Here is a 22,766-nt window from a genome sequence, read left to right on the forward strand (position 1 = left end):
GGGCTGTTCGATAGGAGAAGAGGATATGTCTGAAAAGAAGTTGGAAGATTTAAAATTATTCGATTTAATATTAGCTCGGGAAACTCTTACTTATAACATGTTAAAAAATAAGGGGTTAAATAATGTTGAGCTATGTGCAGATCCAGCATTTACTATGGAAAAAGAAGAATTAGAGTTACCCGCAGGATGGCAAGAGGGAAATACAGTAGGGCTTAATTTTAGCCCGATTGTATGGAGTAGAAATAAGAAATCTCAAGTAGCAGTAAGCAACCTTATAAATCATATATTAAACTCTACTAACATGACAATTGCTTTTACACCGCATGTTATAGATGATGGAAACAATGATTATGAGGTACTCTATAAATATTATGATGAATTTAAAGATACAGGTAGGGTGATTATATTACCAGACAACTTAAATGCAATACAATATAAGGGGTATATAACAAGAATGAGGTTCTTTATAGGAGCGAGAACCCACGCGACGATAGCTGCGTATTCAAATTACGTGCCAACCATAGTATTAGGGTACAGCGTGAAGTCTAAAGGAATAGCAAAAGATCTTTTTGGAGAAGAAAAATTAGTATTGAATATTGAAGAAATTACTAATTACGAAACGCTAAAAGCTGAATTTGATGACATGGAAGAGAAAGAAGAGGAAATAAAACAAAAACTACAGCAATCGATACCGATTATAAAAAAAAGGTCATATAAAGCAGTTGAATATTTATATGACTTAGTTAACTAATCTGAGGTATATTATGAAGAAAAACTTATTATTTGTTATGCCGAGTTTGTCTGCCGGTGGTGGACAAAAAAGCTTAGTAAATCTATTATCACAAATAGACTATAAAGTATACGATGTGGATTTATTTTTATTTAATAAAACTGGAGTGTTTTTAAACTCAATACCGAAAGAAGTAAATATATTGCATTTTCCTGCAAATTATAAAGTATTTACAAAGGGATTAACTAACTCGATAGTAAACTTTCTTAAAAATGGACAAATCAGCTTAGCTTATTCTAGATTTATGTTCTTTATTAAGAATAGGATTGTAAATGATTCTACGATTTCAGAGCAGTATACGTGGAAATACTTAAATAAGTCATTTGAAGTTTTGGAGAAAGAGTATGATGTAGCGATAGGATATCTTGAAAAATCGCCTATATATTTTGTAGTTGATAAAGTAAAAGCAAACAAGAAATTTGGATGGATACACACAAACTACTCGAACTCAGGGATGGATTGTCATTTTGATTATTCATACTTTGAAAGATTAGATAATATAATTACTGTTTCGGAAGAATGTGCGAAATCTTTAGAAAAAAGATTTGTACATTTAAAACACAAAGTTAAAGTCATATATAATATCGTTTCTCCTAAGACTATTAATCAGTTATCCGATAGCGGAAAATTAGAAGGTTTTATATGTGATAACAATTACACAAATATTATTACTTTGGCTAGGTTAAGTCATGAAAAGGGCATAGATATTGCAATAAAGTCTTGTAAGCTATTAGTGAACAAGGGCTATAGAATAAGATGGTATGTTTTGGGTGAGGGAACAGAAAAGAAAACATTAGAAAACTTAATAGAGAGTAACGGACTGAAAGAGAATTTCGTATTATTAGGACTTAAAGAAAACCCATATCCATTTCTAAAAAAAGCTGATATTTATGTTCAACCATCTAGATATGAGGGGAAATCCATAGCAATTGATGAAGCTAAAATATTGAATAAGTCTATAGTTGTTACCAATTTCAGTACGGCAAAAGATCAAATTGAAAATGAAGTAAATGGCCTAATTGTAGATATGAAACCAGAAGCTATTGTAAATGGAATTGAAAAGCTTATAAAGAATACAAAACTGAAACGAAAATTAGAAAGTAACTTATCTAAAGAAAACTTAGGAACTGAAGAAGAAATATATAAGCTATATAAAATTTTATAACTGGTGGGGCGTATGAAAAAAAATGTATTGTTTGTAATAAATAATTTAAATTGTGGAGGGGCAGAAAAGGCATTAATTTCTTTATTAGAAACGATAGATTATTCAAAGTATAGTGTGGATTTGTTTTTATTTAAACATGAAGGGTTATTTTTTAGAAAAATACCTAAACAAGTGAATTTGTTAGAGGAGCCTTATGAGTATCGATATTTTGATATGCCTATAAAAACAGCTATTATGGATTGCATCAAAAAAGGAAGAATGGATATAGCTTTAGCAAGATTGTGTGCAGGGTACATATTTAAAAGTGAGCAGAATGGAGTAAGATGTGAGCAGATGATTTGGAGATATATTTCGAAATCTTTAAGGGGAATAGAAAAAAACTATGATGTAGCGATAGGCTATCTTGAAAAGAATCCTGTGTATTTTTGTGTAGACAAGGTAAAAGCAAAAAAGAAAATTGGATTTATACACAATGATTATGATGAGTTAGGTATGGATCCAAAGATTGATACTAGGTACTTTGATAAGTTAGATAACATAGTTACTGTATCAAGAGAATGTGCAAATGTCCTAACAGAAAGATTCCCCATGTATAAGAGAAAAATAAAAATTATGCATAATATAGTATCCTCGAATATGATAAATAAAATGTCATTAGAGGGGGTAGATATGAAGGATAAAGGAATAAAGATCGTTTCGGTAGGAAGATTGAACTATCAAAAGGGGTTTGAAATGGCGATAGAAGCATGTAAGAAATTGGAGGGGGATGGTTATAAAATAACATGGTATGTCGTTGGAGAAGGGGAAGAAAGAGCTAATTTAGAAAAAATGATAGAAGAAAATGACCTTGAAGAAAAATTTATTCTGTTAGGAATTAAAGAGAATCCATATCCGTATATAAGAGAAGCAAATATCTATGTCCAACCATCTAGATTTGAAGGGAAATCGATTGCAATAGACGAAGCGAAAATTTTACATAAACCAATAGTAATAACAAATTTCAGTACAGCAAAAGATCAAATAAAAAATAAAGAGAACGGAATTATTGTAGAGATGGATCCTCATGCAATATCAGAAGGAATTAAGAAATTAATAGACAATGAGGAATTAAGAATTAAATTAATCAGTAATTTATCGAAAGAACATTTAGGAACCGAGTCCGAGATAGAAAAATTATATACACTATTTGGGTAGTATAGAGAGGGCGTAATACTATGGTTATGCAAGTAGTAAGTTTTGTATTACTTGGCATTATAACAGTTATTATACTGATTGATTTAATTCCTATATGGAAGGATTGGTTGGGCAGGATAAAAATAGGAAGATTTACAGATAAGGATAAATGGAATACAGCAATAACCAGTAAAGGTATACAGTGGCTCGATAAAACGCCCAAGATCAAAGTAACTGATAATACAAGGTTAGTTGTAATAGATATGTTGAAGGGGAATTATACGAAAAGTGTTATACAGCATTGGCAAGAAGCGGCACTAGTCTTAGGCTTGGCTGAATATTTGAACCATAATGATGATAAGAGAGTTGAAAATGAAGTTATAAAACTTTTAAATTCAAAATTTAATCACAATGGTCAATGGAAAACTAAGCCTCAGCATGTAGATGGAGTAATACTTGCTTATGCCGTTATGAAATTAGAGTTTATAGATATTGATAAATATAGAAATGCATTTGATGATACATGGGAAATGATAAAAAGACATATAGGTGAAGATGGTACAGTCGAATATAGGAAGTCTATGTCAAGCTACAGGTATGTAGATACTATAGGTTTTATATGTCCTTTTTTGGTTGCTTATGGTACTCGGTATAATAAAAATGAGTGTATAGAACTAGCGATAAAGCAAATTACAGAGTATAAACGATATGGAATATTAGATATATACATTCCAAGTCATGCATATAGGTTAGATAATAAAATACCTGTTGGTTTATATGGATGGGGAAGAGGGATGGGATGGTTTGCAATTGGCCTTATAGATACTTGGAGTGATTTACCACAAGATAATGAATATAAGGTTGTATTAGAAGAATATATCAAAACATTTGCAAAAAGTGTTATGAGTTTTCAACAAGAAAATGGAAGCTGGAATTGGACTGTAACTAGGAGTGAATGTAGGCCAGATTCTTCTGCTACAGCTACGTTAGGATGGTTTATGTTAAGTGCATCAAAAATAGGGGGGATTTCGAACGAATGTTTAGAAAGTGCTGATAAAGCTATAAATTATTTAATGAAGGTAACAAGAAGAAACGGAGTGGTTGATTTTTCTCAAGGGGATACAAAGGATATAGGTGTATATTCTTTGTTATTTAATATTCTGCCTTTCACCCAAGGTTTTTGTATTAGAATGATAAATTCATATAAATATAAGAATATAAATAGGTGATTATACATGATAAAAAGAATTATAACATCATTAAAGGTTAGGATAAGAAACAAGTTAAATCCTAAATCAGAACTAGAAATATTAAGAGAAAGAGGATTAATATATGGAAGGAATTTTAATTTTTTTAATAGCCATATAGATTATGGACATTGTTGGCTTGTAGAAGTAGGAAATGATGTAACTATAACTAATAGTACTATATTAGCTCATGATGCAAGTACAAAATTCTATTTTGGAAAATCTAAAATAGGAAAAGTTAAGATTGGAGATAGAGTATTTATAGGATACAATAGTCTGATTTTATGTAATGTTAAAATAGGAAATGATGTTATAGTTGCTGCTGGATCAATTGTAACAAAAGATATACCTGATAATAGTGTAGTTGCAGGAAATCCAGCTAAGATAATAGAAAAGACATCGGATTATTTAGAAAAACATAAGAAGTTTATGAAAGTTAAACCTATATATGATACGTACTGGCCGTATAAAACTCAACGACAGATAGAGGTAATAAGAAAGGAATTAGAGTGCGATTTTGGATATGATGAATAAATAAAAATAGAAAATTGCAAAAAGTTTTTTGGTAATTGTTATTAATAAAGCTAGTGAAATTTAGAAATATCGAGATTACTAATACACAATAGAAGTCAGAGGTGGATATTTTTAATTATCAGCGGAAGTATATTTGAGTATAAAGATTCCTTAATTGTCCAAACTGTATTTTTCTAGCTTGTACTTAGCTAAACTAAGGTGAAAAATATGAAAAAACCTGGAGAAAATATGAGAGTAAAAAATTCTATTTTTAATATAGTTGCTGGTCTAGGAAACCAAATAATTATTACATTGTTAGGTTTTGTTTCAAGAACGGTATTCATAAATAGTTTAGGTATTACGTATTTAGGAATAAATGGACTGATCACAAATATATTGTCTATGCTAACATTGGCGGAGGCAGGAATAGGGGCTAGTATTATGTATAGCCTTTATAAGCCAGTAGCCGATAACGATCAAACAAAAGTCAAGATGTTGATGAATTTTTATCGAAAAGCCTATATGATAATAGCTTTAATTGTATTGTTATTGGGATTATCTATCATGCCATTTCTTCAATATTTTATTAAAGATTCGAACGTGAAAGATATTTATTTGATATATGGGATTTTTTTGCTGAATACAGTTCTGCCATATTTGTATGTTCATAAAAGCACCTTTTTAAATGTTTGTCAGAAGGGATACATTGTGATAGGAATCTATTCGATATCATCAATTGTATCTACTTGTTTAAAAATAGGAATACTGCATTTTACAAAAAATTATATTTTATATTTGGTAATAGACAGTATCATAACAATTATCACCTCTATTTTCTTATCTACTCTAGTGAACAAAATGTATCCATATTTGAAGAATAAAGCATCAAGTAAATTAGATAGTGAGACAAAAAGAAACATTGTTCAAAATGTAAAAGCTATTGTATTGCAAAATATAGGGAATTATCTGATATTTGGGACTGATAATATTATGATATCTTCATTTGTAAGTGTTGCAGCAGTGGGATTGTATTCTAATTACAATATGTTAATTGAAATTTGTAGGACTTTTATTAATCAAATTTTTAATAATATCTATCATAGTGTAGGAAATTTAGTAGCGAACGAAAGTATAGATAAAGTTTACAGCGTATATAAAGTATATATGCTTCTAAATTTTTGGTTATACTCATTTTTTACTATAGCTCTATATATTATGATAGAACCTTTTATTACTTTATGGTTAGGCTCAGAATTTTTAATGAGTAAAGGGGTACTAATGATATTGATGATGATGTTTTATGAAAGAGGTATGAGAAATTCGATAACTACAGTGAAAACAACATCCGGAATCTTTCATGAAGATAGATATGCTCCTTTATGTCAAGCTGCCATGAATCTTATTATTTCTATTGTTTTGGTTCAATATATTGGTATTGTAGGTGTGTTCGTTGGGACTTTTGTAAGTGCACTAGCTGTTCCTTTTTGGATTACGCCTTATCTAGTATATAAAAATGTATTTCATAAACCTGTAAGGGATTACTTTTGGAAATATGTGTATTATGTAACTGTAGGTATAGGATCCTATCTACTAACTAGTTTTATATGTAACTTTATAACGTCAGATAATTTCTTAACATTACTATTAAGAGGTATTGTTTGTTTGGTAATTCCGAATTTAATTTATGTATTTGTTTTTTATAAAACAAATGAATTTAAATACCTATCAGGGATTATTAACGATGTAATTAGGACATTGCTAAAAAGATTAAAATTAAATAAAAAAAAGACATATAAGATAGACAGCTAAAACTATTAGATTAAAGGGAGCATTTCTTATTGTGAAGAAGTTCTATCAAGGTTATTTATTCTGAAAGGATGTTGTTTATGAAAAGGTCAGATATATAGTGAGTAAATTTAATTTATTGTAAGGTGTGCTTAAATATAAGAGAAATATAGGTTTTAAAATCTATCTGGAATAAAGAAAAGGTGTATTATGAGTAAATATGTTGAAAATAATAATTGTATAGAAAAAAGCGTTATGTACAAAAATAGCATAATGTTTTTTTTATTGTGAAATTTTTCGTGTTTACAATATAACAGATTTTTATGATACATCATAAAAACTAAATTAGTTCTTTAAGTTTAATTATGGAGAAACGCAAATAAGAAATGTTTTAAGTAAAGAGAAAGGAGAAGTTTATGAGTCAGCTGAGTATAATAGTACCTATTTATAACGCTGAGAAAAAACTTGATAAATGTATAAAATCTATTATTAAGCAGACATTTAAAGAGTATGAATTGATTTTAGTAAATGATGGTTCTTCAGATAACAGTTTAAATATATGTAGGAAATATGAAAAACAAGATAATAGAATAGTTGTAATAGACAAGAAAAATGAGGGGAGTATCGCGACTAGAAGAAAAGGAATAGAAGCTTCGAATTCTAACTATATAATGTTTGTTGATGCAGATGACTGGATTGATAAGAAGATGGTTGAGGAGTTATATTATCAATCTATGGAGAGTAACGCAGATGTTACTGTATGTAACATGTATAAAGTCTTAGGGAATAGCATGTTAATTAAGAAGAAAAATAAAAGTAGATATTTCAGTGGGAATAAGATTTATGATAAGAACGAAATAAAAAGAGATATAGTAGTGGCATACTTTTGGGGACATCCTTTTCCACCATCATTATGTGCAAAGTTATATAAAAAAGAGTTGATTGAAAATAGTGGAAAGTATCTAGATAGAATTTGTTTTTTAGGTGAAGATCTCTTTTATAATTTAGAAATGTTCATAAAAGCAAACAGGGTAAAAATTATTGATAAACCTTTATATTATTATAGACACGGTGGGCTTACAAGTAAATATATGCCTCATTTATTTAATGATATGGTCAACGGTTATAAAATTCAAAAGGAAGTTATTGATGAATTTTATTTAGATACGAAGCGAATAGAACACAACGGTATTAGTATTATGCTATTAAATACTTTTAAAACTTGTTTATCCCATTTGTTTAGTAGTAATTTGAATACATCTGAGATTATGCAACAAATACAATTATATGTTTCTAATGATAACGTCATAGAATGTTTAAATAACGAAGGTTCTTTGAAATATTTTTCAGAAGAATATTTAAATGCTATAAAAAATAAAAATATAAAATATTTATATGAATTAGGTGAGCAAATGTATAGAAAGAAGAAAATAAAAAAATCTTTTATAAATTTCATGTCTAAAATTTCCGTAATTTAGTATATGTACTATTCAAACTTAATAAGAGTGATAAAAAATGAAGAATTTATCTATAAAGAAATCAAATCTATTTCATCCCTTATTACATAAGATATATAAAAGTAATAAAGGGGTGTAAATTGAAAATGTCTATAAGAGTGAATCTTGATGATCTTGATGATTTAGATTTGACAACCAAGTTTCCTACTCATAATGATGTGTTAGTTTATGATAGTACAACATTGAAGTGGATTCCCAAGGCACTTTCATTTCCAATGACAGAAAGCGTTTCAAACTCCTACGTATTGGAATTAGATAGATGGAATATTAAAAGTAATGGAACTGATTCATATGAGACTACAAAAGGGATAAATGATGCGTTAGTTTGGGCTAAATCTCAAGGGTATAATCACGTAGTATTGTCAAGTGGCACATATAAGTTGAAGATTGATCCGATAACATTCACGTGTATTGTTCTGCAAAGTGATATGCATTTTGAAATGATGGATGGATGCATATTAGAATTAGAAGCTAATTCATCTCCTTGGTATAGTATATTTGAGGTGAAAGGTGTTAAAAATGTTAAGATTTCTGGTGGGAAAATAGTTGGAGATAAAAAGACACATAAGTATGAATTAGGAGTGAAGTTTGTTAGGGGAGGAATAAATGTCGATGGCTCATTAAATAATAATCCTAATTTTATTCGTAGTGAAATAGTAGATAGGTATGAAAATTCTGGTCTTTTACAAAATTTTCGCTTGTGGTCTATCCCTGGTGTAGTTGCTACGGGGTATAGTTTTTACCAGTATAAAGATATTATTTCTAATAGTACGTTAGTTGGGAGTAGGAATAATGGTGGATTTGCTCCAGCGAGTCCAACTGGTCGAGGGTGGTTCGCGTCTATAAAAGATGCTAATAAGATAATTTTTGTAATTGATATAACGTCTTCACCATTAAGTGACACTCAAATTGAGCAAATTAATGCGAAGGTTGATAATCAGAATTGGACTCATGAGTGGGGACATGGGGTACAAATAAACGGTTCACACAACATTGTAATAAATAATGTAGAAATAAGTAATTGTACAGGTGATGCTATTATTACAGCTTGGTTAGAGTATAAGCTTAATTCGTCTGATTATATCCAAGAGGACATGGGATCGTATATTTATATTCATAGTTGTAATCTTCACCACTGTAGGAGACAAGGGATTTCTCTTACTGGCTCAAATGATATTTATATTTCAAGTAATAAAATACACCATATTGGAAAAGCTGATGATGACGTTACAGTAGATGGTACTGCTCCAATGTTTGGTATTGATATTGAATCTATGTGGTCTGAAACGAATATACCAACCTGGCGACCAGAGTTAAATAAGTCGGGATTGGAATTGAATACTAGAATATATATTTTTAATAATCATATATACTCTAACGCTAGAGGGCATTTTGTAAATGCTGATGGTATAAATGTGATTGTAGAAACTAACACATTTGAAGGTCCGAATGTTGGAGGAGTTAGTTCATACCAAAATAACTGGTATGTAAAATACCTGAATAATACATTCATCGAGTGTGAATTTGTTATCAAGGGAGATAATTTTGTTAATGGAGTTGTCTGTAATAAAGGTAGTGTAAAATTAATGGATGTTCAAGGTGCAGTGGTTCAAAATTGTCAAATAAAGAATGGTGAATTTTATGGATATAGTTCTTTAGGGTATTTTGGAACACCTACGATAGATATCACTACTAGTACATTTACTTTTAGTAAGCCGCACGGGATGGGGAATGGAGCTAAAATTTGTTTCGAGCAGTGGATTGGTAAAGTTCCTATCGGAATTAGCGTGGATAAGTTGTATTACGCTATAAATGTAACTGAAACAAGTTTTCAAGTGTCTGAAATGTTGAATGGAACTCCAGTAACTATAACTGATTTAGGTATTTCAGGATTTAATATTAGTCGATATGATTATGGTAGATGTTACATTTCTAATATTATGATTGAAAAAGAATGGAGTAATAATCCAGTAGATAGTGGTGTCGATATTACATTAACAGGAGGTGTTATTAAAAATCTTACAGTAAAAAATTATGGTTTGACAATTGGAGTACCTGAAAACTATGTAGGTAGACCTAATGTAGTGGAAGGGATAACTGTAATAGAAGGTCCTACACGATTAGAGTGCTGTAATATAAGTGATGGGAAATTTATGAAGGTGAAAACTTCAATAATAGGAGGAGATATGGCTCTAGGTAGTAATGATGTAAAGTATAAGAGAAAGGTAAATATAGATAATTGTATATTTCAAAATGTTGCCTTGAATTTTGATGGGAATGTGCTAAACACTCGAAGTACATTTTTAAACTCTATTATTAGGAAAGCAGACAATGAAAATACTTCGACCATCACACTTTCTTACCTTGAAAACACTTCAATTGCTTTGCATTGGTTAACTAAAGAAAAAACAATGGTAATAGCAAGGTGTATATTCAATAATGTTTCGACCGATATAACGAAAAGTACGATGTTGATAGATAATTTGGTATTAACATAAATCTATTTGCTTGAAATAATTTGTTTAACACAACATTATTTTTTAATAAATATATAAAATTCTCTATTGGAAACAGTTCAATAAACAAGTTGAGCTGTTTTTTTGTTTGCAAACATAAAAATCTATGAAATTTTAGGCAAGCAGAATATTTTTTGAAAAATAACTTTGGGAGGAATGCATATATGAAAATTCTAAATATAGTTGAAGCTGGATACATAGTTACTAACAATGAGCGTTATTTACTATATGTAAAGTAGGTGGAATTTGCCCTATATATCATGTTATAGAATGACCTAATATATATTTTTTTAGAATTATTTAATCTCTAAAAATAAGATTGCTTGGTATGTTAGTTAGAGGGAGAATTTATAATTTTTATGATTGTAAACGAACTAGTGTGGTGGGTTATACTTAAAAATTAACTACTGAGAGGTAGGAGATTATAATATGTTAAATGCAAACAAACAGCATCGTTTGAAAATTGGCATCATGTTAGATTCACTGGTTGTTAGTAGTTGGATTGAAAAAATGATCTATGATATAGTTCATACTGAATTTTTAGAGCTTGCTACTGTGCTTATTAACGGCAATGAAAGGGGAGAGAAACAAAATGTTTATCAGCAGAACGCGAATAAGGTATCGTTGTATTCTGAATATTTAAGATGGGATTATAATTATTATAGTAAATACGTTAAACATAATGCATTTAAACAGGTTCAAATGGAATCTTTGCTATCCGAATATGGCTGTAAAATTTTAACCATAAAGCCTAAAAAACAAGGGTTAAATAATGAGTTTTCTGATTCAGATTTAGATGTAATTAGGGATGAGCAGTTAGATGTTATTATAAAGTTAGGATTTGATGCATTTCATGGTGAGATAATAAATATTGCAAGATACGGAATATGGTCGTACTGTTTTAATGGAAAAGGAGTAGAAGCTTTTTGGGAGATGGCTAGCAGGAAAATAGCGCTAGAAACTAGGCTGCAAATTTTAGCGAGTAAGCCTGAAAATCACAAGGTTATTTATAGAGCGATGTCTTCACTGAATGTTGAATCTTTATTTTTTAACCGCAATCAATTGTATTGGAAAGTTAAAGATATTGTTTTGAGAAGGCTTTTTGATTTATACAAAAAAGGATGGTTGTATATTACAAATTTAGATACATATAATCAACCTTCATTGATTAATGAGCGTCTAGATAAATATCCAACGAATTTTCAGATGATTCCTTTTATTTCTCGGCTTGCTATACACAAATTAAAATCCAGGTTATTTATGGAACATTGGTTTATAGCATTTAAAAATAGAAAAGAGAAATGTAGTAAATTTCATATTATTAAGGCTCCGTTAAGCAGGTTTTATGCGGATCCTTTTGTTATCGAAAAAAATAAAAGAAATTACATTTTTTTCGAAGATTATATATACAGCGAGGGTAAGGGGAATATTGCGTTTGTCGAAGTGGATATTGAATCAAATAGTGTTTCACAACCTACTACTGTTTTAGATAAACCGTATCACTTATCATATCCTTTCTTAATAGAAGATGGTGGAGAGATTTATATGATACCTGAGACATCAAGTAATCAAACAATAGAACTATATAGAGCAACAAATTTTCCGTATGAGTGGGAAATTGAAAAAGTATTGATGGAGAATGTGAAAGCGGTTGATACAACAATTATTCAACATGATGGTAAGTATTGGTTGTTTACTAATATTTTTACTAATGGAAATTCACTTGATGAGTTATATTTATTTCATTCAGATTCTTTATTCGGTCAATGGGTGTCGCATCCATTGAATCCTATAGTTTCTGATGCAAAATCGGCTCGGCCTGCTGGTAATATATTTGTTCACGAGGATAAATTAATTAGACCATCACAAAATTGTTTATTTTCTTATGGATATTCAGTCAATTTGAATGAAATTGAAATACTTAATGAAGATTCATATAGAGAAAAGAAAATTAAAGAGATTACTCCAAGTATTTTTAAGAGGAACAAAGGTACCCATACTTACGTTTTTAATGAGGATTTGGAAGTACTTGATGGCAGAAAACAGGTACTTAAATTTAAGTAATCCTTATTATATATAAGCTGTTTGCTTTTATATATTGTATTGATATGGTTTTGGAAGATACCCTAAAAAGTTTGATTGGGGAGTATAATTATATATGAAGAGATTTTTTGATTTGTTAGTTTCTTTGTCATTCTTATTAATTCTCTCATTGCCTATTATTATAGTAGTTATTTTAGTTAGAATTAAGTTAGGCTCTCCAATTATATTTAAGCAGATGCGTCCAGGTCTATATGGAAAAGCATTTTATCTTTACAAATTTCGTACAATGACTGATGCAAGAGATAGTAAGGGTGAGTTGTTAGCTGACCAAGTTAGATTAACTTCATTTGGGAAATTTCTTAGAAAATACAGTTTAGACGAATTACCACAGCTTATAAATGTTGTAAAAGGTGATCTAAGTTTAGTAGGACCGCGGCCATTGTTAATGGAATACTTACCTTTATATTCTAATGAACAAGTGAAAAGACATCATGTAAAACCAGGAATTACGGGGTGGGCTCAAGTGAATGGGAGAAATGCGATTACTTGGGAAAAAAAATTTGCATTAGATGTATGGTATGTAAATAATCAATCTTTTTTACTCGATATGAAAATATTATTTCTGACAGTAATAAAAGTGTTTAAATCAGAAGGAATAAATCAAGTTGGTCATGTAACAATGGAGCGTTTTACGGGTGCAAAATCGACTGTAAGGGGGGAGGGGAAATGAAAATTGCAATTATTGGACAAGGCGGCCATAGTAAGGTTATACAGGATATTATTTTATCAAACAATGAATATGAAATCATTGGATATTTAGATGATCGATATGAAAATATAGTTACTGTAGATAATCTTTATTTTGGGCCGATTTCAACTGCTCACGATATGATTAATTATTTTCATCAAATAAAGTTTGTTATCGCGATAGGGAATAATAAAGTTAGAAGGGGAATTGTCAAAAAATTACGTTTGTTAGACGAATTTTACATCACGTTAATACATAAAACGGCTGTTGTCAGTCCAAGTGCTAAGATAGGAAACGGCACAGTCGTCATGCCCAATGTAGTGATAAATGCTGATACTCAAATTGGTAATCATGCCATTATAAATACAGCCTCTGTCGTTGAGCACGACAATATAATAGGTGATTTTGTGCATATTTCTCCTCGCGCTACACTTACAGGTTCTGTCCTCATAGAAGAGGGTGTGCATATAGGGGCTGCAGCTACTATGATTCCAAGTGTTAAAGTTAGAAAATGGTCTATTATTGGAGCGGGAGCTGTTGTAATAAATGATATGCCATCTAATTGTATTGCTGTTGGTATTCCTGCCAAAGTTATCAATGAAGTAAGTTACTAGGGGGATAAAGATGGTAATGATACAACAAAAACGAATTTATCTCTCATCACCGCACATGAGCGGAAATGAACAAACATATATTCAGGATGCATTTGATACAAATTGGATTGCTCCTCTTGGTCCGAATGTAGATGCTTTTGAAAAGGAGCTTGCAGCTTTTGTTGGTGTAAAGGATGCTGCAGCGGTTAGTTCAGGCACTGCTGCTATTCATTTGGCTTTACGTTTGTTAGGGGTTCAAAAAGGAGATAAAGTATTTTGTTCAAGTCTTACTTTTGTAGCAAGTGCAAATCCAATTGTTTATGTAGGAGCTGAACCAATATTCATTGAATCAGAGACGGAAACATGGAACATGACACCTCAAGCATTGGAATGTGCGTTATGTGATGCGGATAAAGCAGGGGAATTACCAAAAGCTATTATCGTTGTTAACTAATATGGACAAAGTGCGAAAATGGATGAAATTCTTTCATTATGTAATGAATATGATGTTCCTGTTATTGAGGATGCAGCAGAATCTCTCGGTTCTACCTATAAAGGGAAAGCAAGTGGAACATTCGGAAAGTTCGGTATTTATTCATTTAATGGTAACAAAATTATTACAACCTCTGGTGGGGGAATGCTGGTTTCTGATGATGTTGAGGCATTACAGAAAGCGCGGTTTTTAGCAACTCAAGCAAAAGACTTAGCATCTCACTACGAGCATAGTGTGGTGGGTTACAATTACCGAATGAGTAATATATTGGCCGGTGTTGGAAGAGCACAATTAGAGGTGTTAGAAGAAAGAGTTAGGGCTAGAAGGTTCATATTTGAGCAATATTACCGAGAATTATCCAATATATCTGGGTTTCAGTTTATGCCCGAGTTAGAAGACACTTGCTCGAATCGATGGCTTACAACTTTAACTATTGATGAAAAAGAAGCAGGTATATCTATAGAATCACTATTGGGAGTACTAGCCGAAGAGAATATCGAGGCTCGCTCTGTTTGGTAACCACTTCATATGCAGCCGCTTTTTAAAACAATGAAATATTATCCTCATAGCGGAAATACTCATGTGGGTGAACAATTATTTAAAGAAGGTATTTGTCTTCCTTCTGGTTCTAATATGGAAGACAGGGAACTACAAAGAGTAATTCAATGTATCAAAAATGCTTTGTAAAATGAACCGCTTTCTGGATGTTGTGTGTAAATTTAGGAGGCTCTTTCATTTGAAAGATTACTTTTGAAAGTTGGTTAAACACGAATAAGAATAGTTGATAGTTTTTGGAAGTTGATATCATGAGGATAAAGTTTGAATGTACAAAAAATGAAAATTGTAGAAACTGATAATGGGTGGATTATTATGGACAACAACAAACTATCGGTGCATATATTGTAGAGGAAGTAAGTGGGTAACGAGAGCTTGAAGATATCATTTATAATATTACAGATAGCTACGCTGTTGTTTTAAATACAGCAAGATCAGATGTATGGAGATATATTGCTTTAACTTTTCTTAGCTTACCAAGATGGTGTAGAAAATATCTATATTTGTGGACAAGGTTAAAGAATAAGTAGGAGAGTTCATTATAAAGGTTTCTAATTAATTATAACCAGAAAGTTCAGTCTATTAATTGACAGAGTAAAGATGAAATGCTAATTTTATCTTATTAATGTCCTTCTTTAATCAAATTAAAACACAGCTATATATTGAAAGATAGATCATAATAGCTATCAATATTTTCTTATTATTTTGTTGAACTAAATATAATCGTTCTCTAAAAAGAATATTCAAAGAACAATAAAGTGTATGTAGCTGTAGAGGAACTGTCTGTAAAAGCCCAATTCGTGAGGAGCAATTATCAGTGAAAATGACTAAGTTAAGCTGATGAGAGTTTTACTTGATTCGATTGGGCTTTACTTATTGTTGTTGCATAACGGGAGGGGAAAATGAGTGCTATAACTGGGATTTTACATTTTAATGATGAACCTATATCGATTGAGCACATTACGAGAGTAATGAATGATTTGCAAAAATATCCTGCTGACGATGTTCAAATATGGCACAAAAATAACGTCTTCCTTGGGTGTCACGCACAATGGATAACACCAGAGTCTATCGGTGAACAATTACCATTTTATGATTATGAAAGGAAATTATCAATTACAGCAGACGCCATTATCGATAATCGTGATGAGTTATTTGGAAGACTGCAAGTGGATTATGCTGATAGAAAAAAAATGACAGACAGCGAATTAATCTTGCTTTCCTATCAAAGATGGGGAAGAGGAAACCCAAATTATTTGGTAGGCGATTTAGGTTTTATGATTTGGGATGAGCGAAAGCAAAAATTGTTTGGGGCAAGAGATTTTTCTGGGAGTCGAACTCTTTACTATTACAAGAATCAACAGCGATTTGCATTTTGTACGACAATACAGCCGTTGTTAACCTTACCATACGTTCAAAAACAATTAAATGAACAATGGCTCGCTGAATATTTGGCTATATGTGGAATGGTTGATGTAGTTGATGCCACCATGACGCCTTATAAAAATATAGAACAAGTACCTCCATCTCATAGTATTTCGATAGTTGAAGATAAGATAATGCTTACGAGATATTGTACTTTAACTTCAAGAGAAAAGTTAAAGTTAAAGTCAAATGAGGAATATGTAGAGGCATTCCGTGACATATTTCAAGATGCAGTGACAGCAAGATTACGAACATATCGTCATGTTGGTGCCCAGTTGAGTGGGGGATTGGATTCAGGATCTGTTGTCAGCTTTGCAGCAAAGGTTTTACGTGCAAAGAATAAACGACTATATACATATAGTTATGTTCCTCCTAATGATTTTATCGATTTTACACCCAAGTATCGGATGGCTAACGAGAGGCCGTTTATTCAATCAACTGTAGAGCATATAGAAGGTATTACAGATCATTATGTAGATTTTCAAGAAAGAAACCCTTTATTAGAGATCAATGATTTTCTTGAAATGATGGAGATGCCATATAAATTTTTCGAAAATTCTATTTGGATAAAGGGGATTTTCGAGAAAGCATATGAGGAAGGAATAGGCGTATTATTAACCGGAGGAAGGGGGAATTTATCTATATCTTGGGGACCTGCTATAGAGTATTATGCCATTCTTTTAAAAAAATTAAGGTGGATTCGCCTTTATAAAGAACTAGATTTATATAGTAAAAATATTGGAGTGAAAAAAACAAAGTCCTTATCATATATTTGGAAATTCGCATTCCCACTTATTAATAAAATCACTCCGGGCGTTGAAATATATCGTTCACCTAGATTAATTAGCTCCGAGTTGTCAAAAAGGACTGATGTGTTCACGAAACTAAAAGAACATGGCATTGATGAGAGAGGAACTTTGCCAAATATATATGAAGAAAGAAGAAGACATTTTGAAGAGTTGTTCCATTGGAATGCAACAAATACACTTGGAACGAAACAATCTTTACGCTATTCGCTATGGAAACGTGATCCAACAAATGATATACGAGTAATTCGTTTTTGCCTATCAGTACCTGAAGAACAATATGTACAGGATGGTTTTGACAGAGCGCTTATCCGTAGGGCAACAGAGAGTTTTTTACCGGATAAAGTTAGATTGAACCAGCATTATAGAGGGGTTCAAGGTGTAGATTGGGTTCATCGCATGGCTCCTTCTTGGCATATATTTGTTGAGGAGCTTCAGTGCCTTAGTTCAGAGAGGTGGATTTGGGAATTTTTAAATGAGAAAGTGGTAAAGTCAGCTATTTCAAAGGTTAGGGAAGGACCCCGGCCAGAATATGCAACAAACCCAGAATACAGGATTGCTATTCGGAGTTTAGTCGTTAGTCGATTTATAAAAAACTTTTCTTGAGAGGAGGTGAAAATATGAAAAAAGAGTGGAAAACTCCGGTGCTAGAGACACTGGATATTAATATGACTATGGCATCAGGATATGAGGGCTATCATGATGAAGCTTACAATGGTGAACCTGCGACTGGTCCGCATCATCAATCATAAATTCATTTGTTTTTAGATGTTTTGTTGCCCTTATACCATATGGAAAAGGATAAGGGCTTTTCCTTTAAATTAATTCTTTTAGTAATTTGGAGTGATATAGATGATAGATACTGATACTGTAAAAAAAAATATTTATAAAGCTTTTGGATTAAATTTATTAAGTGAAATCATTTTACCAGAATTACCTCAAATAAATAAACAATCCGATAAACCGGATGTTTTGATTACGATTGATGATTTATCTGAGTTATGGCTGGAAATAGCAGGTCAACCCAATCAATTTTTGGTGAGGGATAATCTAGTTATGTTTCAACTCCCTAACCTTGCTACGTTTGCTATAAGGGATGGAAATAGGATTAGTGTTTCTCCGATGAATGAAGCTGATGAAAATGAGATTAGGATTTATATTCTGGGGACTTGTATGGGCACTATATTGATGCAAAGGAAAATATTACCTTTGCATGGGAGTGCGGTTGCTATAAATGGAAAGGCTTATGCTTTTATTGGAGATTCAGGGGCTGGAAAATCTACTTTGGCTACTGCTTTTTTAAGTAAGGGATATCAGCTGCTAAGTGATGATGTGATAGCTGTGTCTTTTTCAAATGATAGTCATGTTCCGCTTGTTTTTTCAGCCTATCCACAGCAAAAGCTATGGCAGGAAACCCTGACCGCATTTGGAATGAATTCAAGTCAATATTGTTCTTTATTTGAACGTGAAACTAAATATGCGGTTCCAGTCGATTCTCAATTTTCAACTGAAACATTACCCCTTGCCGGTGTATTTGAATTAGTTAAAACCGAGAGAGAGGGAATTGACATTTATCCTATTCAGAGACTTGAGCGTCTCCATACTTTATTCCGTCATTCATATCGAAACTTTTTGATTCCACGTTTGGGATTAATGGATTGGCATTTTAGTACTTCTACAAGGATCATCGAAAAAATTGATATATTTCGACTACGCCGACCAACTTGCGAATTTACAGCGCATCAACTAGCATCTTTAGTTCTAGCAACCTTAAATAAGGAGGAATAATCTATGATTCGAAAACAAAACATTTTATTATACCATACAATCGTACAAGGAAAAGGAAACATTGTCAGTAATATGGATGGAGAAAAAGTCATGTTGAGTGTTCAAAATGGAAAATATTATAATTTAGGTGAAATGGGTGGAACGATATGGGATTTTATTGAGACCCCAACATCTGTTACTCAATTAGTTGCTGCATTAATGTCAGAATATGAAGTAGAGAAATCTATATGTGAGGAGCAAGTTATTTCTTTTTTAGAACTTTTGTTAGAAGAAAATTTGGTTGAGATTGTAGAAGGGTGAAACAAGTAGTCTGGTATTTTATCCTGTATAAGAAGTAGGGGAATATATGAATATTGTGCGAAAGATAAGAAAGTTTTTCTCGTTAGATATGAAAACAATGTTTTTATTTATAGAAGCGTATATGTATTTAGGATGGGCTCGTTTTCTTAAATCTATGCCATTTTCTAAGATTGCTCCTACATTAGGTACTCATATGGATGAAACATCTTTAAAATGTAACGAATCTAATAAATTTATATTAAGAAGTATTTCTGAAGCAATACGTATTATGAGTCAGCACACTTTTTGGGAGAGTAAATGTCTTGTGAGTGCGATAGCTGGAATGGAAATGCTAAAAAGACGTCAAATTGAGAGTACTCTGTATTTAGGGACCGCAAAGGATAAGAATGGAAAGATGGTTGCTCATGCTTGGTTACGTAGTGGTCCATTTTATATAACGGGAGCAGAAGAAATGGAACGGTTCACCGTAGTTAGTAAATTTGCGAGAAGAATTGGTTAAAAAATCTTGAAGGAGAATACTATGAATAACAGTTATGGACTGGATTTAAACGGTGTAGCTAAGGAGCTAAAATTGCAACTTGAAATTCTCAAAAGTAGAAATGCTACGGAGTTACAAGAAATCAATAAGGAATGGTTTGAAAAAATTGATTGGGATAGATTTCTCGAACTAACAATCCATCATCGTGTATATGCATTTATTTATCCAAAGATGAAAGAGATGGATAAAAAATTGGTTCCGGTACGTGTTATTCAAATTTTACATCAATATTTTAAAATGAATACATTTCAGATGCTTCATTTAAGTGCTGAAATGGAGCTAGTAAGTAAACTGTTTACTGAAAATGAGATTCGTACTCTTTTTTTAAAAGGACCGCAACTTGCTCATGACCTATATGGGGATATTTCCTTGCGAACATCCTCTGATTTGGATGTTCTTATTCCAATTCATCAGCTGAAAAAAGCAGAAAAACTTCTTTTAGAACAAGGCTACGTAAAGGATGGTGATATTCAAACAATATTAAACGATTGGAAATGGAGACATCATCATGTGGAATTTTTTCATCAGCAAAAGCAAATTAAAATTGAAATTCATTGGAGATTACACCCTGGACCAGGAAAGGAGCCAAGCTTTGAGGCACTGTGGGAGCGAAAACGAACAAGCACACTTACAAGTGAATCTATATATCAATTAGGAAGAGAAGACTTGTTTTTATTTCTGATTTCTCATGGGGCACGTCATGGCTGGTCTCGATTGCGTTGGTTATTAGATATAAATCAAATGGTCAAGCAAGGACTTGATTGGAAAGAAGTTTACAAGTTATTCACAACATATCAATGTGGGCATGTAGGAGGCCAGGCACTAATTCTAGCTACTGAGCTTTTAAATGCAACACTCTCTGAAGAAATGAAAGTATTGACAGATCAAAGACGCTCTAGAAAATTAGCACAAGATGCACTATTTTATATTAGAAAAATGATAAACTTACATACGGATCCTGTTCCAGATGAAGTAGCAGCGTATCACAGTCGTCATTTATTTTCATTAATGTCAAACCAACAAAAAATTTTATTTTTAATTAGTTATTTTTATCCTTATCCAATTGATGCAAAGACGTTACCATTACCTAAATATTTTCATTTTTTGTACTTTCCTTTACGTCCTATTCTATGTACCTGGAGGAAAGCGAGAAAGCATGTATTATCATAGGGGGACATAGAAATGAAAAATCTCTTGTACTTTGCTAAGAAGTTACATTGTTTTTCTGGAAAAACATTATATTTAAATTTATTAGGAATGTCCTTGGTTAGCCTTTTAGAGGGGATTGGCATTCTTTTATTAATCCCTATGATAAGTGTCAGTGGAATTGTAAAGGTAAATAGTGGATCAACTCCAGGCTCAGAAGTGTTTGAACTTTTGCATAATATCCCTGAAACATTGAGCTTGTTGATTATTTTAAGTGTTTATATTTTTTTGGTAGTAGCTCAATCCCTCTTGCAACAAAATCTTACCCTTAGAAATATGAAAATTCTTATAAATTTTACAAACCATATAAGATTGGAAATATATCGTACATTATTACAAGCTAATTGGGTTTTTTTTGTGAAAAAGAGAAAGTCCGATTTAATCAATGCTTTGACTGAAGAATTAGGACGTGTTGTTAATGGAACAAACTTATTTTTTCAGATGTTAACTGCTCTTATTTTTACATTAATACAAGTTGGAATTGCTTTATGGCTTTCTACAACGATAACTCTCTTTGTTCTATTTGCTGGTTTAGTTCTTGCTTTTTTTTCTAGACATTTTATAAAAAAATCAAAAGCGCTCGGCAATCAAAAATCGGAGGTAGCTAGAAGTTATCTTGGCGGCATAACAGATCATTTTAACGGGATTAAAGATATAAAAAGTAATACGTTAGAAGAATCTAGATATACATGGTTACACACTTGGTGCCAAAGGATAGAGCAAGAACAACTAGCATTTATGAAACTAAAAAATAGTTCACAACTTTTTTATAAAATTGCATCGTCTATTTTAATTGCATTTCTTATTTTTACATCTATAAAACTATTCCAAGCTCAGCCAGGACAACTATTATTAATTATTCTTATTTTTTCAAGGCTATGGCCAAGATTTACAAGCATTCAATCCAATCTTGAGCAACTAGCTGCAAGTATTCCTGCTTTTAAGTCTTTAATAGAATTACAAGAAGAGTGTAAGACAGCAAAGGAATTACAAGATATAGAACAGTGTTATAAACATGTAAAACCAATGTCTATAAGAAAAGGGATTGAATGCCGAAACGTATATTTCCGTTACAATGAAAACGAACATGTATACGCTCTACAAAATATTAATGTGCAAATCCCAACCAATCGTATGACAGCAATTGTTGGGCGATCGGGTGCTGGAAAAAGTACATTAATTGATATTTTAATGGGGCTTATTCAACCGGAAAAAGGACAAGTATTAATAGATGATGCGACTATTACAAGTGATAATTTATTGGCTTTAAGGAAATCTATTAGCTATGTTCAGCAGGACCCCTTCCTATTTAATGCGAGCATAAGAGAAAATTTAGTGATGATTGAGCCAAATGCAAGTGAAGATCAGATTTGGGCTGCATTAAATTTCGCGGCCGCTGCTGAATTTGTACAAGCGCTTCCGAATGGACTTGATACTTTTATTGGGGATAGAGGAGTTAAACTTTCGGGTGGGGAGAGGCAACGATTAGTTTTGGCACGAGCAATTTTAAGAAAACCTTCTATTCTAGTATTAGATGTGGCAACAAGTGCGTTAGATTCAGGAAA

At 31.8% G+C, this 22,766-nt stretch carries 18 protein-coding genes and 1 pseudogene; all 19 read left to right on the forward strand.

Going from position 1 to position 22,766, the window contains the following annotated elements; translation table 11 throughout:
* Positions 1-751: polysaccharide pyruvyl transferase family protein (locus tag KVT34_RS28610; RefSeq protein ID WP_217563106.1), on the forward strand; the 751-nt coding region annotated here is incomplete at its 5' end.
* 13 nt (positions 752-764) lie between these two features.
* Entirely contained in the window at positions 765-1,955 is a 1,191-nt protein-coding gene (locus tag KVT34_RS28615) for a glycosyltransferase (protein WP_088097390.1), read from the forward strand.
* Positions 1,956-1,967: 12 nt separating this feature from the next.
* The gene (locus tag KVT34_RS28620) at positions 1,968-3,149 is read left to right on the forward strand and encodes a glycosyltransferase (RefSeq protein WP_088097389.1); all 1,182 of its coding nucleotides are present in this window, start codon (positions 1,968-1,970) and stop codon (positions 3,147-3,149) included.
* Positions 3,150-3,169: 20 nt separating this feature from the next.
* A complete protein-coding gene (locus KVT34_RS28625) occupies positions 3,170-4,357 on the forward strand; it encodes a glycoside hydrolase family 88 protein (protein ID WP_088097388.1) in 1,188 nt (395 codons plus the stop codon).
* Between the two features lie 6 nt (positions 4,358-4,363).
* The gene (locus KVT34_RS28630; protein ID WP_088097387.1) at positions 4,364-4,909 is read left to right on the forward strand and encodes an acyltransferase; all 546 of its coding nucleotides are present in this window, start codon (positions 4,364-4,366) and stop codon (positions 4,907-4,909) included.
* Between the two features lie 228 nt (positions 4,910-5,137).
* The gene (locus KVT34_RS28635) at positions 5,138-6,697 is read left to right on the forward strand and encodes a lipopolysaccharide biosynthesis protein (protein WP_088098180.1); all 1,560 of its coding nucleotides are present in this window, start codon (positions 5,138-5,140) and stop codon (positions 6,695-6,697) included.
* A 392-nt stretch (positions 6,698-7,089) separates the two neighbouring features.
* Positions 7,090-8,151 carry a glycosyltransferase family 2 protein gene (locus KVT34_RS28640; protein ID WP_217563107.1) on the forward strand — a complete coding sequence of 354 codons (1,062 nt, stop codon included), beginning with the start codon at positions 7,090-7,092 and terminating at the stop codon, positions 8,149-8,151.
* Positions 8,152-8,276: 125 nt separating this feature from the next.
* A complete protein-coding gene (locus KVT34_RS28645; protein WP_088097385.1) occupies positions 8,277-10,688 on the forward strand; it encodes a right-handed parallel beta-helix repeat-containing protein in 2,412 nt (803 codons plus the stop codon).
* Between the two features lie 447 nt (positions 10,689-11,135).
* On the forward strand, positions 11,136-12,770 hold the full coding sequence (locus tag KVT34_RS28650; protein ID WP_088097384.1) for a glucosamine inositolphosphorylceramide transferase family protein: 1,635 nt from the start codon (positions 11,136-11,138) through the stop codon (positions 12,768-12,770).
* A gap of 94 nt (positions 12,771-12,864) precedes the next feature.
* Positions 12,865-13,479 carry a sugar transferase gene (locus KVT34_RS28655; RefSeq protein WP_088097383.1) on the forward strand — a complete coding sequence of 205 codons (615 nt, stop codon included), beginning with the start codon at positions 12,865-12,867 and terminating at the stop codon, positions 13,477-13,479.
* The gene (locus tag KVT34_RS28660; RefSeq protein ID WP_088097382.1) at positions 13,476-14,111 is read left to right on the forward strand and encodes an acetyltransferase; all 636 of its coding nucleotides are present in this window, start codon (positions 13,476-13,478) and stop codon (positions 14,109-14,111) included. The genes KVT34_RS28655 and KVT34_RS28660 overlap by 4 nt, the downstream gene beginning before the upstream one ends.
* A gap of 10 nt (positions 14,112-14,121) precedes the next feature.
* Positions 14,122-15,270, forward strand: a pseudogene (locus tag KVT34_RS28665) (aminotransferase class I/II-fold pyridoxal phosphate-dependent enzyme).
* Between the two features lie 770 nt (positions 15,271-16,040).
* Positions 16,041-17,975 (forward strand): lasso peptide isopeptide bond-forming cyclase, encoded by a 1,935-nt coding sequence (locus tag KVT34_RS28670; RefSeq protein WP_217563108.1) that lies wholly within the window; start codon positions 16,041-16,043, stop codon positions 17,973-17,975.
* Positions 17,976-17,989: 14 nt separating this feature from the next.
* Entirely contained in the window at positions 17,990-18,121 is a 132-nt protein-coding gene (locus KVT34_RS28675) for a paeninodin family lasso peptide (RefSeq protein ID WP_140392528.1), read from the forward strand.
* Positions 18,122-18,221: 100 nt separating this feature from the next.
* The gene (locus KVT34_RS28680; RefSeq protein ID WP_088097379.1) at positions 18,222-19,157 is read left to right on the forward strand and encodes a phosphoenolpyruvate carboxykinase (ATP); all 936 of its coding nucleotides are present in this window, start codon (positions 18,222-18,224) and stop codon (positions 19,155-19,157) included.
* Between the two features lie 3 nt (positions 19,158-19,160).
* Positions 19,161-19,457: a lasso peptide biosynthesis PqqD family chaperone gene (locus tag KVT34_RS28685; RefSeq protein ID WP_088097378.1), complete on the forward strand. Its 297-nt coding sequence runs from the start codon at positions 19,161-19,163 to the stop codon at positions 19,455-19,457.
* Between the two features lie 46 nt (positions 19,458-19,503).
* The gene (locus KVT34_RS28690; protein WP_088097377.1) at positions 19,504-19,956 is read left to right on the forward strand and encodes a lasso peptide biosynthesis B2 protein; all 453 of its coding nucleotides are present in this window, start codon (positions 19,504-19,506) and stop codon (positions 19,954-19,956) included.
* A gap of 21 nt (positions 19,957-19,977) precedes the next feature.
* On the forward strand, positions 19,978-21,165 hold the full coding sequence (locus tag KVT34_RS28695) for a nucleotidyltransferase domain-containing protein (RefSeq protein WP_217563109.1): 1,188 nt from the start codon (positions 19,978-19,980) through the stop codon (positions 21,163-21,165).
* A gap of 12 nt (positions 21,166-21,177) precedes the next feature.
* A partial coding sequence (locus KVT34_RS28700; protein WP_217563110.1) for an ABC transporter ATP-binding protein occupies positions 21,178-22,766 on the forward strand: 1,589 nt, incomplete at its 3' end.

It is taken from the genome of Paenibacillus sp. GbtcB18 (assembly GCF_019091125.1).
In the GTDB taxonomy this organism is placed as follows: domain Bacteria; phylum Bacillota; class Bacilli; order Paenibacillales; family NBRC-103111; genus Paenibacillus_F; species Paenibacillus_F chitinolyticus.

Coding starts and splice junctions, on each gene's coding strand:
- KVT34_RS28615 (WP_088097390.1), top strand. CDS start 765: ATGAAGAAAAACTTATTATTTGTTATGCCGAGTTTGTCTGCCGGTGGT.
- KVT34_RS28620 (WP_088097389.1), top strand. CDS start 1,968: ATGAAAAAAAATGTATTGTTTGTAATAAATAATTTAAATTGTGGAGGG.
- KVT34_RS28625 (WP_088097388.1), top strand. CDS start 3,170: ATGGTTATGCAAGTAGTAAGTTTTGTATTACTTGGCATTATAACAGTT.
- KVT34_RS28630 (WP_088097387.1), top strand. CDS start 4,364: ATGATAAAAAGAATTATAACATCATTAAAGGTTAGGATAAGAAACAAG.
- KVT34_RS28635 (WP_088098180.1), top strand. CDS start 5,138: ATGAGAGTAAAAAATTCTATTTTTAATATAGTTGCTGGTCTAGGAAAC.
- KVT34_RS28640 (WP_217563107.1), top strand. CDS start 7,090: ATGAGTCAGCTGAGTATAATAGTACCTATTTATAACGCTGAGAAAAAA.
- KVT34_RS28645 (WP_088097385.1), top strand. CDS start 8,277: ATGTCTATAAGAGTGAATCTTGATGATCTTGATGATTTAGATTTGACA.
- KVT34_RS28650 (WP_088097384.1), top strand. CDS start 11,136: ATGTTAAATGCAAACAAACAGCATCGTTTGAAAATTGGCATCATGTTA.
- KVT34_RS28655 (WP_088097383.1), top strand. CDS start 12,865: ATGAAGAGATTTTTTGATTTGTTAGTTTCTTTGTCATTCTTATTAATT.
- KVT34_RS28660 (WP_088097382.1), top strand. CDS start 13,476: ATGAAAATTGCAATTATTGGACAAGGCGGCCATAGTAAGGTTATACAG.
- KVT34_RS28670 (WP_217563108.1), top strand. CDS start 16,041: ATGAGTGCTATAACTGGGATTTTACATTTTAATGATGAACCTATATCG.
- KVT34_RS28675 (WP_140392528.1), top strand. CDS start 17,990: ATGAAAAAAGAGTGGAAAACTCCGGTGCTAGAGACACTGGATATTAAT.
- KVT34_RS28680 (WP_088097379.1), top strand. CDS start 18,222: ATGATAGATACTGATACTGTAAAAAAAAATATTTATAAAGCTTTTGGA.
- KVT34_RS28685 (WP_088097378.1), top strand. CDS start 19,161: ATGATTCGAAAACAAAACATTTTATTATACCATACAATCGTACAAGGA.
- KVT34_RS28690 (WP_088097377.1), top strand. CDS start 19,504: ATGAATATTGTGCGAAAGATAAGAAAGTTTTTCTCGTTAGATATGAAA.
- KVT34_RS28695 (WP_217563109.1), top strand. CDS start 19,978: ATGAATAACAGTTATGGACTGGATTTAAACGGTGTAGCTAAGGAGCTA.